Below are 12,668 nucleotides of genomic sequence, written 5' to 3'. Positions count from 1 at the left end.
GCACGCCGTCGGCGTTGCTCAGAACTTGTAGCGCAGCCCCAGCAGGTACTGGCGGCCGGTCTCGGTGTACTGCAGCGGCAGGCGACCGGTCAGCGGCGAGTACACCCACTCGTCGGACGCTTCGTTGGTCAGGTTGATGCCTTCCAGGCTCAGTTCCAGCTGGTCGCTGATCTTGTAGCGGATGGATGCATCGAACACCGTGGTACCGGTCATTCCGTGGTAGCCATCGAGGTTGAAGCCGGTTTCCTGGCCCGGTGCCTGGGTCAGGTAGTCATCGCGGTTGGTGGCCGAGATGCGCCCGGCGAACTTCTCGCCTTCATAGAACAGCGTGGCGTTCCACGACGACTTCGACAGGCCGGTCAGGTCGGTCTTCATCACCGGCTGCCCGGCCGCGTTGATGTACTGGATCTTCGATTCCACCCAGGTGTAGTTCAACTGCATGCCCAGGTTGGCCCACTTGCCCGGCAGGAAGGTGAAGGGCTGGGTGTAGTTGGCCTCCACGCCGTGCAGTTCGCCGCCCGGGGTGTTGACCGGCTTGCTGTAGGTGAAGTCATCGGTGGCCGAGGCGCCGGTGCCGACCAGCAGCGAAGCCGGCAGGCCGCTGTCACTGTACGGACGCACTTCGCGGGTGGTCTGTACGAAGCTCTCGATGTCCTTGTAGAACAGGCCGATGCCGGCCATTGCGCCCTCGGCGAAGTACCACTCGAAACCAAGGTCGACATTGGTTGCGCGGATCGGATCCAGCATCGGGTTGCCGCTGGAGATGGTGCGTGCACCACCGGCCACGGCCACCGTCGCGCCCGGGGTCAGGCTGCCCAGCCCCGGACGGCTCATCACCTTGGCCGCACCCAGCCGGATCAGGAAGTCCGGGGTGACTTCCGCCACCAGGTTGAACGAGGGCAGGGTGTCATCGTAGGTACGGCTGACCGTGGTTTCGACGGTGCCGTTGGCCAGCGTCGACTGCCCGGTGGCCGACTGCTTGGTGCGCACGTAGCGCACACCGAAATTGCCCGACAACGGCAGCGAGCCCAGTTCGGTGGAGAACTCGCCCATCAGGTAGGCGCCACGGTCCTTCTCTTCGACGCTGCGCACATTGTTGGCGCGCGGGGCGACGGCGAAGGTGCCGCTGTTGCTGTAGATGTCGAGCTGTTCGGCGATCGCATCCAGGTCCGGCACGACCCAGTTCGACGGACTGCCGTTGATGCCCTTCAGTCCGGCCTGCTCGGTCAGGTTCACCGGCACGATCTTTGTGCCGCCGGCGAAGTTGGGCACGGCCAGTTCGCTGGCGCGGCGCAGTTCGACGGTCTTGAACGTGTAGTCCTTGGCCAGCACGCCGCCCTTCAGGCGGAAGCCCGGGCTGATGTTCCAGTTGAAGTCGATCTGGCCGGTGTCGAAGTCGTTGTCCACGTACTGCGGACGCAGGCGGATCTCGGCCAGTTCCCAGCCGTTGGGATTGGTCGGGTCGATGCCGTAGTTGAGGATCGGCGCACGGCTGTTGCCACGGTAGTCGTAGCTGTAACCGTCGACATCGTACTTGTCCATGATGACGGTGGTCTGCACCGGGTTCTCGTGCTTGGAGCGCGAGATGCCGATCTTGCCGGACAGGGTGAAGTCATCACCGAAGCGGTGCTGGCCGTTCAGCGCGATCTGCTTGAACTCGGTGCTCCACTCGTCGTGGCGGTTCTCGGTGCGGATGTCGACGTTGTCGAATTCGCCGTAGAGCAGTGCGTTGTCGCGGATCTCGCCGTTCTTGACGATGGTGGTCGGCTTGCCCGACAGGCGTGCGCTCGCATTGGCGCCACGGCTGAAGGAAATCGCCTCGATGTAGTGCTCGTCTCGCGTTGCGTCGATCTTCGAGTACAGCGCATCCAGCGAGATCTCGGTGGCGTCGTTCGGCTTCCACTGCAACGAACCGGTCACGCCCAGACGCTTCTGCTCATGCTCCATCTGCACGTAGCGCGGGAAGCGCGGATGGAACACATCGGCGCCACGCGCGGCGGCGAACGGCGAGGACGCGGCGAAGTTGCCGTTGCTCGGGCCGTTGGCCCAGCGACCGGTGTTGGAGCCTTCCTCCAGCGCCTGGCGCTCGGAATAGGCCACCGACAGCAGCGCGCCGAAGGTGCCATCGGCGAAGGTGTTGGAGACCAGCGCCGCAATGCGCGGATCGGCCTTTTCGGCCATCGCGTTGTAGCTGGCCTGGCCACTGGCGGCGAAGGTGAACCCGTCGTAGTCGAACGGGCGTGCGGTGCGCAGATCGACGGTGGCGCCCAGCGAGCCTTCCTCGACGTCGGCCGAGGCGGTCTTGCGCACCAGCAGCTGCGAGAACAGGTCCGAGGCGAAGACGTTGAAGTCGAAGCCACGGCCGCGGTTGGTGCCGCCGCTCTGGTCACCGGCGCCGACCGTGGTCAGCGCTTCCATGCCATTGATGCGCACGCGGGTGAATTCCGGGCCGAGGCCACGCACCGAGATGTTGCGGCCTTCGCCGGCCTCGCGGGTGATGACCACGCCCGGGATGCGCTGCAGCGACTCGGCCAGGTTCAGGTCCGGGAACTTGCCGATGTCCTCGGCAACGATGGCATCGACCACGCCGGCTTCGCCGCGCTTGATGTCCAGCGCCTTCTCCACGCTGGCGCGGTAGCCGGTGACGGTGACCGTATCCAGGTCGGTGGCGTTCGGGTTGGCGCTCTGCTGCTGCGCGCCGGCGTTGCCTGCCAGGGCCAGTGCGACGCCCAACGCGAGCAAGGTAACCGGTGTCTTTTTTTCATGGTTCCGAGAATGCATGCCTTTCCCCTCTCCCAAAGGTCTGGTATCGCGGCTGTTTCAGCGGGATGACACCGCTGGTCAGGCCGGACGTTAACAGCACGTTCCCGATCCGGCATCTTGCACCGCAACAGATCTGAAATGTCTCCAAGACGCTTGCAGGACAATGCTTCCAACAGTTTGGTAGGCTAAGGGCAAGGATGGGCGGGATTGAAATGACACCGCTAGCCAATTCCACGCCCCACGCGTGGTCCACTACCACGCCGCCCAGTGTCACATGCGGGCGGCACGCGTGAAGGAGCAGAAATGGGTCGTATCGTGTGTTTCGGGGAACTGCTGCTGCGCCTGGGTGCGCCCGGTCGCGAACTGCTGCTGCAGTCGCCGCAGCTGCAGGTGCATGTCGGCGGCGCCGAGGCGAACGTGGCTGTCTCGCTGTCCCGCTTTGGACATGACGTGGCCATGGTCAGCACCGTTGCCGGCAACGCGCTCGGCGCGCATGCGCTGGCCGAACTGCGCCGGCATGGGGTCGATACGCGCGGCGTGCGCGAAGATGCCGAAGGCCGCATGGGTCTGTACTTCCTGACCACCGGCGCGGTGCAACGGGCCAGCGAAGTGGTCTACGACCGTGCCGATTCGGCATTCGCCAACAGCACCGCCGCCGACTACGACTGGCCCGCATTGCTGCAGGGCGCGCAGTGGCTGCACCTGTCCGGGGTCAGCCCGGCGCTGGGCGCGGACGTGGCGCAGGCCACCCTGGCCGCAGCGCGCGCTGCGCGTGCACTGGGCGTGCGCGTGTCCTTCGATGGCAACTTCCGGCCGAAGCTGTGGCAGCGCTGGGGTGGCGATGCGCGGTCGATCCTGCACGAACTGTTCGCGCAGGCCGACATCGTCTTCGCCGACTACCGCGATATCGAGGTCATCCTCGGCCAGCGTTTCGAACAGGCCGACGTGGTCGCGCGCGTGGAAGCGGCGGCCGCGGCCGCGTTCGAAGCGTTCCCGCAGCTGCAGTGGATGGCCTGCACCCAGCGCCAGACGCTGAGCGTGGACCACCATGCGCTGGGCGCGCTGCTGCTGGGCCGCGATGGCACCCGCGCACAGGCCCCGGTACGCCAGCTGCAGGGCATCGTCGACCGCATCGGCGGCGGTGATGCCTTCGCGGCAGGCATCCTGCATGGCATCCTGTCGGCCTTCGATGCCGACGCCACCGTGCGCTTCGGCCTGGCCGCCGGGGGCCTGAAGCATTCCATTCCCGGCGATTTCAATCCCGTCAGCGAAGCTGATGTGTTGGCCCTGGTGGGCGAGGAGCGATTCGATGTCCGGCGCTGATCCACGCGTTCGTGCGGTACTGAAACTGGCACCGGTGATTCCGGTGTTCACCCCCGATGACATCGACGATGCGGTACAGGTCGCGCAGGCGCTGTTCCGTGGCGGCCTGCCGGTGATCGAGGTGACCCTGCGCACACCGCGCGCGCTGGAAGCCATCAAGGCGATGGTCGAGGCCGTGCCGGATGCGGTGATTGGTGCCGGCACCGTGCTCGATGCCGCGCAGATGCAGGCGGTGAAACAGGCCGGCGGCCGCTTTGCGGTGTCGCCCGGGGCGACCCCACGGCTGTATGCCGCCGCGCGCGATGCCGATCTGCCCTACCTGCCTGGCGTGGCCACCGGTTCGGAGCTGATCGTCGGCCTGGAACACGGCCTGGACACCTTCAAGTTCTTCCCGGCGGTGCAGGCCGGTGGTGCGGCGATGCTGTCGGCGTGGCACGGCCCGTTCGGCGATGTGCGCTTCTGCCCGACCGGCGGCATCAGTGCGCAGACCGCCAGCCAGTTCCTGCATCTGCCCAACGTGCTGTGCGTGGGCGGTTCGTGGCTGACCACCGCCGCGCTGATGCAGACCCGCGACTGGGACAGCGTCGAGCGCCTGGCACGCGAGGCCGCGGTGCTGGCGGGCTGATCCCTCGGCCCCTGCTGGGGCCGGGCACAGACCCGGCGCCAGCGCATCCGTTCAGCCGCGTGGCGTACCCAGCCGGCGGTACAGGGTGCTGCGGTTGATCCCCAGCCGCTTGGCGGCCGCGCTGACGTTGCCCTGGCACTCGGCCAGCGCCTGGCGCATGGCCGCCTCGGCGATTTCCTCCAATGCCCCGCTGGCAGGCACTGCGGGCGCGGTGGACGTGCCAGCACGTACGTCCGCGGGCAGCAGCTGCGGGCCCACCGGTTGCCCCGGCTCAGCCAGCGCGGCCAGCGTGCGCAGGCAGGCACTCAGCTGGCGCAGGTTGCCGGGCCAGGCATGGGCGGCCAGCGCCGCGCGGGCCTGCGCCGACAACGCATGGCCCTGTCCCAGCTGCTGCCACAGGGCATCCACCACGGCAGCGCGATCGGGGTGCTGCCGCAACGGCGCCAGGGTCACCACGTGGTCGGCGATGCGGTAATACAGATCCGCACGGAAGCGACCGGCATCCACCGCCTGCGGCAGTTCGCAGTGGCTGGCGCAGACCAGTGCGAAATCCAGTTTCACCGGCTTGCCGCCGCCCAGCGGTGACAGCTCGCGTTCCTGCAGCACGCGCAGCAGGCGCGGTTGCAGCGCCAGCGGCATGTCGCCGATCTCATCGAGGAACAACGTACCGCCCTCGGCCTGCCGCAGCAGGCCCGGGCTGCCCTGCCGGCGCGCACCGGTAAAGGCACCCTCCTCGTAGCCGAACAGCTCTGCTTCGATTAGTCCTTCCGGCAGCGCCGCGCAGTTCACCGCGACGAAGGGCTTTCCCGCACGCGTGCTGCGTGCGTGCAGTTCCCGCGCGAAGACTTCCTTGCCGGTGCCGGTCTCGCCCTGCAGCAGCACCGGCAACCCGGCCTGCAGCACGCGTCCTGCGGTGGCCAGTTGTTGTTGCTGCCCGGTATCGAACAGTGGGCCCTGCGCACGGGCCTGCAACGGCGCGGTCGGTCCAGGCGTAGCCACACTGCGTCGCGACGCACGGGCCTCGCGCACGCCGTACAGACGACGGCCCTGGCGATCAAGCAGCACGCCGTCATCTGCCAGCCGCGACAGCGGTTGTTCGAACAGCGCTTCGTACGGCGTGCGGCCGATGTCCTGGCGATCCAGCCCGAACAAGGCAAGGCCGGCACGATTGGCCGCGACCAGGCGACCGCCGCGGAAGCCGAGCACGCCTTCGCGCGCACTGCCCAGCAGCGCGGGTTGATGATGCAGGCGCAGCAGCTCGCAGTCGGCCAGGCCGTCGGCGAAACCGCGGTGCTCGATCTGCGCTACCGCCTGCCGCACCAGCGCCAGCGCGTGCACGTGTGGCAGCCGCGCGTCGCCGGACACATCGAGCACACCCAGGCATTGCCCGTAGGGATCCAGGATCGGCACGGCCGAACAGGTGAGGATGCCGTGCGGGGCGAAGTAGTGCTCGCCGCCACGCACCTGCAGCGCGCGCCCGTCCACCAGCGCGGTGCCGATCGCGTTGGTGCCGACCGTGCCCTCGTCCCAGCGCATGCCCGGCATCAGCGCGACACGACCCGCCTTGTCGAGGAAACCGGCACTGCCTTCGGCGTCGAGGATCCAGCCGTCTTCATCGGTCAGCAGCACGATGCTGCCGCTGTGGGTCATTTCCGCCGCCAGTCCATCCAGCTCCGGGCGCGCTTGTCGCCACAGGCGCTCGCGGCGCTGGCGCAGTTCGCGCAGGCGGTTGTCGGTCAGTGGTTCGGCGGCCGGCTGCGCATCCACCAGCAGGCCGTGCCGTTGGCAGCGTTGCCAGGAATGCAGGATCGCCTCGGGCACCGCGCCGACGGGCGCAGCGCCGCGCTCGAAGAAACTGCGCCGGGCACTTCCCAGGCGGGGATCGGGAGCAAGCGGGGACACCGACAGCCTCCTGTGTCGCACATTGCGACAGTTGTTGCGGGACCTGTCCCGATTAACAGCACACCCCGCGTCGGCCTGCAACGACCGCGCCTGCTGCGCTGCCGCAGGGCGCGCGACAGGATGACCGACGGCCGGGCGATGAAGGCGTGATGCAGCGCAGCAGGCCACAGTTGGCATCGTCTTTGCGCCTGTGGATGCACCATGCCCACCACAGGAGCCGCCATGAACGCCGTACCGTCCACCCGCCCGCATGCCACCGATCCGCGCTCCCTGTTCAAGCCGCGCTATGGCAACTACATCGGTGGCGAATGGATCGCCCCGCGCAGCGGCCAGTACTTCGACAACATCTCGCCGGTGAATGGCCAGGTGTTCACTGAAGTTGCCCGCTCCAACGCCGAGGACATCGACGCCGCACTCGATGCCGCGCACGCCGCAAAGGACGCCTGGGGCCGCACATCGGCCGCCCACCGTGCGCTGCTGCTCAACCGCATCGCCGATCGCATCGAACAGAACCTGGAACTGCTGGCCCACGCCGAGACCTGGGACAACGGCAAGCCGATCCGCGAGACACTCAACGCCGACGTGCCGTTGATGGCCGACCACTTCCGCTACTTCGCCGGTTGCCTGCGTGCGCAGGAGGGCAGCCTGTCGCAGATCGACGACGACACCGTGGCCTACCATTTCCACGAACCGCTGGGCGTGGTCGGGCAGATCATCCCGTGGAACTTCCCGCTGCTGATGGCGGCCTGGAAGCTGGCGCCGGCGCTGGCCGCCGGCAACTGCGTGGTGCTCAAGCCTGCCGAGCAGACCCCGGCGTCGATCCTGGTGCTGATGGAAGTGATCGGCGACCTGCTGCCGCCGGGCGTGCTCAACGTGGTCAACGGCTTCGGCCTGGAGGCGGGCAAGCCGCTGGCCAGCAGCCCGCGCATCGCCAAGATCGCTTTCACCGGCGAGACCTCCACCGGCCGCCTGATCATGCAGTACGCCAGCCAGAACCTGATTCCGGTGACGCTTGAGCTGGGCGGCAAATCGCCGAACCTGTTCTTCGCCGACGTAATGGCCGAGGACGATGATTTCCTCGACAAGGCGGTGGAAGGTTTCGTCATGTTCGCCTTCAACCAGGGCGAGGTCTGCACCTGCCCGTCGCGCGCACTGGTGCAGGAATCGATCTACGAACGCTTCATGGAGCGTGTGCTCGAACGCGTGGCGGCGATCCGCCAGGGCAATCCGCTGGACCCGAACACCATGGTGGGTGCGCAGGCATCGGGCGAACAACTGGAGAAGATCCTGTCCTACATCGCCATCGGCCGCGAGGAAGGCGCCGAGGTGCTGATTGGCGGTGACAGAGCCGCGCTCGGTGGCGACCTGGCCGGCGGCTTCTATGTGCAGCCGACCGTGTTCAAGGGCCACAACGGCATGCGCGTGTTCCAGGAGGAGATCTTCGGGCCGGTGGTGTCGGTGACCACGTTCAGGACCGAAGAAGAAGCACTGCAGATCGCCAACGACACGCTGTACGGGCTGGGTGCCGGCGTCTGGAGCCGCGATGCCGCGCGACTGTACCGGGTGGGCCGCGCGATCCAGGCCGGGCGGGTATGGACCAACTGCTATCACGCCTACCCGGCGCACGCCGCGTTCGGCGGCTACAAGCAGTCAGGCATCGGCCGCGAGAACCACCGGATGATGCTCGACCATTACCAGCAGACCAAGAACCTGCTGGTCAGCTACGCACCGAAGAAGCTCGGCTTCTTCTGAGGATTGATCGGGATCAAGGCGCGGGCATGGGGCCGGCGCCATCCTGTCTGCAAGCGCACTACGGAGAAGCACGCATGAACAGAACCATGAAGGCCGCCGTCGTCCGTGAGTTCGGCAAGCCGCTGGTCATCGAGGAAGTCGTGGTACCGCGCCCGGGGGCGGGCGAGGTGCTGGTCAAGATCGAGGCCTGTGGCGTCTGCCACACCGACCTGCACGCCGCCGAGGGCGACTGGCCGGTGAAACCGAACCCGCCGTTCATCCCCGGCCACGAGGGCGTGGGGCACGTCGTGGCCGTGGGAGGCGGGGTAGGGCACATCAAGGAAGGTGACAGGGTCGGCATCCCCTGGCTGTACTCGGCGTGTGGCCATTGCGAACACTGCCTGGGTGGCTGGGAAACGCTGTGCGAAACGCAGCGCAATACCGGCTACTCGGTCAACGGCGGCTTCGCCGAGTACGCATTGGCCGATGCCAACTATGTCGGCCTGCTTCCGAAGGAAGTGGGCTTTGTGGAGATCGCACCGGTGCTGTGCGCCGGCGTCACCGTGTACAAGGGCCTGAAGGTCACCGACACCAAGCCCGGTGACTGGGTGGCTATTTCCGGTATCGGCGGCCTCGGCCACATGGCCGTGCAGTACGCCCGCGCGATGGGCCTGAACGTGGCAGCGGTGGATGTGGACGACGCCAAGCTGGCCCTGGCCAGGCGCCTGGGCGCACAGGTCACCGTCAACGCGCGCACCACCGATCCGGCCGCGTTCCTGAAGAAGGAGATCGGTGGCGCGCATGGTGCGCTGGTCACCGCGGTTTCGCCCAAGGCCTTCGAACAGGCGCTGGGCATGGTCCGTCGCGGCGGCACGGTCTCGCTCAACGGCCTGCCACCGGGCAACTTCCCACTGGACATCTTCGGCATGGTGCTCAACGGCGTCACCGTGCGCGGCTCGATCGTCGGCACCCGCCTGGACCTGCAGGAATCGCTGCAGTTCGCCGCCGAAGGCAAGGTTGCCGCCACGGTCAGCACCGACCGCCTGGAGAACGTCAACGAGGTGTTCGCGCGCATGCACGCCGGCACCATCGAAGGCCGCGTGGTGATCGACTTCGCTGCCTGACCCCCCTGTGCATGGCCGCCGTGTCCGTTTCCCTCTCCCACGGGCACGGCGGCCATGCCGATCTGCCGGCAGCGCCGCGCACCCCGGCGGTCGTACAATGCGCGCATGCCCGGCACGCTCAAGACCGTCTTTCTCTCCCTGCTCGCGCTGATCGGCGCGCTGCTCGCGCTTGCCCTGGTCAGCAGTGCCGCGGGCTGGCTGCCATCGCTGCTGCGCATGACGCCGGGAAGCGAGGCCCAGCTCGGCTGGGACCTGGCATTCACCGTGCTGGGTGGCATCGCCGCCATTGCCTTCGCCACGTATTACGCGCCGTGCTGGCCACGCGCGCATGGCACCTCGATCTGGTCACTGCTGGTGCTCGGCGCGGGCTATGGCCTGTGGGTGATGGGCGGCGACTTCCCGCACTGGTTCGTCATCGGCCTGCTGGTTTCGCTGCCGGTGCAGTTGCTGCTGGGCTGGTGGTTCGGCCGCCGCGCATCGCGCGATCGGCGCTGAGCGGATACCGGTAGTGCCGGCCGCTGGCCGGCAACCTCGATGATCCTGCAGTTGCCGGCCAGCGGCCGGCACTACCACTGCAACGTCGCTGTTTAAGCCCGTGAATGTCCAGACATAGGCAACATCGGCAACCGCTGCTTCAACGCGTCGATGCCCGGATACGGGTAGTGCCGGCCGCTGGCCGGCAAGCCCAGCAAACCTGCAGTTGCCGGCCAGCGGCCGGCACTACCGCTGCAGCGTCGGCAGCGTCTGCTTCAGCGCGTCGATGCCCTGCCACGGATCCGCCTTCAAACGCTTCGCCCGTGCCAACGCCTTGTCCATCGGAAACGCATCGGCCGCGCTCACGCGCGCCAGCTCTTCCCAGCGCAGCGGCACCGCGACTCCCGCGCTCTCCCGCGCGCGCAGCGACCACGAGCACACGCTGGTCGCTCCCCGTGTATTGCGCAGCCAGTCGATGAAGATCACCCCGCTGCGCTTGGCCTTGCTCATCGTCGCCACGTAGCGATCCGGCGCCTGTTCGGCCATCGCCTGCGCGAACGCCTCGCAGAACGCCTTGGCTTCGTCCCAGTCGGCTGCGGGTTGCAGGGGCACCACCACATGCACGCCCTTGCCGCCCGACAGCCGCACGAAGCTCTGCAGCCCGGTTTGCTGCAGTCGATCGCGCACATCGCGCGCGCCGCGCTTCACGTCGGCCCAGCTCACGCCCTCACCCGGATCAAGATCGAACACCAGCCGGTCGGGATGTTCGGGATCGGCCACCGTCGCGCCCCACGGATGCAGTTCCAGGGTGTTCATCTGCACCAGCTGCAGCAGGCCGCGTTCGTCATCGATATAGACGTAGTCCTCGCGCCCGCTCTTCTGCTGCAGCGGCACCGCATGCACCGCATCACCCAGGCCCTGGCCATGGTGCTTCTGGAAGAAACACGCCTTGCCTACGCCGTCGGGACAGCGCAGCAGCGACAGCGGTCGCCCACTGATTTCCGGCAGGATCCAGCGCGCCATCTGCCGGTAGTAGTCGGCGACATCACCCTTGCTGAGCTTCTTCTTCGCAAACACCACGCGCTCGGGATGGGTGATGGCAACGTCGTCGCCGTCATCGGCCGGTGTTGCACTCATCGCCAGGTCCTCCTTCTTCTTGTCACTGCGCAGTCGCTTGAAGCTGGCCTGGCGCAGCAACCCTTCCTTGCCCCAGCCGCGGAACGCGACCTCGGCCACTGTCACCGGCTTGACCCAGCGCACGCTGGCCGCACGGAACGGCACGTGCGCCGGCAGCTCCAGCACCGCCTCCTTCACCGCCAGCGGTGCGAGCGTGGCCGCCAGCGCGCGCAGGCCCTCATCGTCGAAGCCGGTACCGACGCGGCCGACATAGCGCAGGCCGCCCTTGTCCGGCGTGGCCAGCAGCAGCGAACCGAATCCCACCCGCGAGCCTTTGGGTGCGGTGTGGCCGATGATCAGGAATTCATCGGTGTCCTCGTGCTTCACTTTCACCCAGCTGCGTGCGCGGGTGTTCACGTAAGGCGCATCGACCTGCTTGCTGACGATGCCTTCGAATCCCGCCTTGCCGCTGGCTTCGAACACGGCAGGGCCGTGGTCGATGACGTGCTCGCTGAAGGCCAGCGTGCCAACTGCATCGCCGATCAGTTCCTTCAGCAGTGCCTTGCGTTGCAGCAACGGCGCGCGGCTGATGTCGACCCCGGCCACGCCCGGCAGGTCGAACACGATGTAGCGCAGCGGTTGTTTCGAGCTGCCGTCGATCACCCGCTGCAGCGCGGCGAAGTCGCTGCGGCCGTTGTCGTCCAGCACCACCAGTTCCCCGTCCAGACGCGCATCGCGCACCGGCAACGCCTGCAGCGCCTGCACCACTTCGGGAAAATCGGCAGTCCAGTCCAGGCCATTGCGCGAGCGCAGCGTCACCTCACCTTCGTGCACATCGGCCAGCAACCGGTAACCATCCCACTTGATCTCATGCAGCCAACGCTCGCCATCGGGCGCGGTGTCGCGGTGGTCGGTGAGCTGTGGCTTGAACCGGTGCGGGTAGCTTTTGTCGCGCGCCCCGTCCAGCTGCAGCGCGCGCGCATGCCAGCCTGCATCGGCCTTGCGTGGGTGTGCGGCACGTGGCGCTGGAGCCGTCTCCTTCGCTGAAACCCGGGACCTCTTCGCGGATGTTCGCTCTGGCGTGTGCAGCAGATCGTCCGCCTCCGCATCTCGTGCCTGCGCGTCATCGCGCTTGATCAGCAGCCACTGCACCTGGCGGCCCTTCATCGCCGTGCGTACCAGTTTCCAGCCACCGGCCAGGCGCTGCCCGTGCAGCACGAAGTCGATCTTGCCCGCCGCCAGTGCTTGCAACGGATCACCTTCGCAGGCCCAGCTGCCGTGGTCGAACACATCGACGTGGCCGGCGCCGTAATGGCCTTCCGGAATATCACCTTCGAAGCCGGCATAGGACAGGGGATGGTCTTCCACCTCCACCGCCAGGCGCTTCTCACCCACCCGCAGAGACGGCCCCTTCGGCACCGCCCAGCTTTTCAGCACGCCATCCATTTCCAGGCGGAAATCGTAGTGGCGGCTGCTGGCGTGGTGCAGTTGGACCACGAAGATCGGCCGCCGCTTCGGATTGCCTCGTGCCGGTGCATCGTCCGGCTCCGGGGTCTGTCCGCTCCCCCCGCCCAGCCGACGCTTGCGGCGGTACTGATGCAGCGACATGG

Annotated in this window: 8 protein-coding genes; 5 read left to right on the top strand and 3 right to left on the bottom strand. The window is 67.4% G+C overall.

What is annotated here, in order from left to right:
* Positions 1-18 precede the first annotated feature (18 nt).
* Positions 19-2,781 (bottom strand): TonB-dependent receptor, encoded by a 2,763-nt coding sequence (locus CR918_RS19450; RefSeq protein WP_099844523.1) that lies wholly within the window; start codon positions 2,779-2,781, stop codon positions 19-21.
* Between the two features lie 285 nt (positions 2,782-3,066).
* Here CR918_RS19450 and CR918_RS19445 point away from each other — a divergent pair, with 285 nt between their 5' ends.
* Together CR918_RS19445 and eda are read left to right on the top strand one after the other, a co-directional pair.
* Complete coding sequence (locus tag CR918_RS19445; protein WP_099844521.1) at positions 3,067-4,086, top strand: sugar kinase; 1,020 nt, start codon at positions 3,067-3,069, stop codon at positions 4,084-4,086.
* Positions 4,073-4,711 (top strand): bifunctional 4-hydroxy-2-oxoglutarate aldolase/2-dehydro-3-deoxy-phosphogluconate aldolase, encoded by a 639-nt coding sequence (eda, locus tag CR918_RS19440; protein WP_099844519.1) that lies wholly within the window; start codon positions 4,073-4,075, stop codon positions 4,709-4,711. The genes CR918_RS19445 and eda overlap by 14 nt, the downstream gene beginning before the upstream one ends.
* Before the next feature lie 51 nt (positions 4,712-4,762).
* On the opposite strand, the gene CR918_RS19435 is transcribed toward eda, so the two are convergent.
* Positions 4,763-6,613, bottom strand: coding sequence for a sigma-54-dependent Fis family transcriptional regulator (locus CR918_RS19435; RefSeq protein WP_238379134.1), 1,851 nt, complete (start codon positions 6,611-6,613; stop codon positions 4,763-4,765).
* A 222-nt stretch (positions 6,614-6,835) separates the two neighbouring features.
* Here CR918_RS19435 and adh point away from each other — a divergent pair, with 222 nt between their 5' ends.
* From adh to CR918_RS19420, 3 genes are all read left to right on the top strand, one after another.
* The gene (gene adh / locus CR918_RS19430) at positions 6,836-8,365 is read left to right on the top strand and encodes an aldehyde dehydrogenase (RefSeq protein ID WP_025875511.1); all 1,530 of its coding nucleotides are present in this window, start codon (positions 6,836-6,838) and stop codon (positions 8,363-8,365) included.
* Between the two features lie 74 nt (positions 8,366-8,439).
* A complete protein-coding gene (gene adhP, locus CR918_RS19425; RefSeq protein ID WP_025875513.1) occupies positions 8,440-9,468 on the top strand; it encodes an alcohol dehydrogenase AdhP in 1,029 nt (342 codons plus the stop codon).
* Positions 9,469-9,573: 105 nt separating this feature from the next.
* Complete coding sequence (locus CR918_RS19420) at positions 9,574-9,963, top strand: hypothetical protein (protein ID WP_025875515.1); 390 nt, start codon at positions 9,574-9,576, stop codon at positions 9,961-9,963.
* Between the two features lie 225 nt (positions 9,964-10,188).
* Here CR918_RS19420 and ligD read toward each other — a convergent pair whose 3' ends face one another.
* A complete protein-coding gene (gene ligD / locus CR918_RS19415) occupies positions 10,189-12,666 on the bottom strand; it encodes a DNA ligase D (protein WP_099844515.1) in 2,478 nt (825 codons plus the stop codon).
* Positions 12,667-12,668 lie beyond the last annotated feature (2 nt).

It is taken from the genome of Stenotrophomonas indicatrix (genome assembly GCF_002750975.1).
GTDB lineage: Bacteria > Pseudomonadota > Gammaproteobacteria > Xanthomonadales > Xanthomonadaceae > Stenotrophomonas > Stenotrophomonas indicatrix.
The sequence above is the reverse complement of the archived record's forward strand: the minus strand, read 5'-3'. Positions and strand labels throughout refer to the sequence as shown.

Coding starts and splice junctions, on each gene's coding strand:
- CR918_RS19450 (WP_099844523.1), bottom strand. CDS start 2,781: ATGCATTCTCGGAACCATGAAAAAAAGACACCGGTTACCTTGCTCGCG.
- CR918_RS19445 (WP_099844521.1), top strand. CDS start 3,067: ATGGGTCGTATCGTGTGTTTCGGGGAACTGCTGCTGCGCCTGGGTGCG.
- eda (WP_099844519.1), top strand. CDS start 4,073: ATGTCCGGCGCTGATCCACGCGTTCGTGCGGTACTGAAACTGGCACCG.
- adh (WP_025875511.1), top strand. CDS start 6,836: ATGAACGCCGTACCGTCCACCCGCCCGCATGCCACCGATCCGCGCTCC.
- adhP (WP_025875513.1), top strand. CDS start 8,440: ATGAACAGAACCATGAAGGCCGCCGTCGTCCGTGAGTTCGGCAAGCCG.
- CR918_RS19420 (WP_025875515.1), top strand. CDS start 9,574: ATGCCCGGCACGCTCAAGACCGTCTTTCTCTCCCTGCTCGCGCTGATC.
- ligD (WP_099844515.1), bottom strand. CDS start 12,666: ATGTCGCTGCATCAGTACCGCCGCAAGCGTCGGCTGGGCGGGGGGAGC.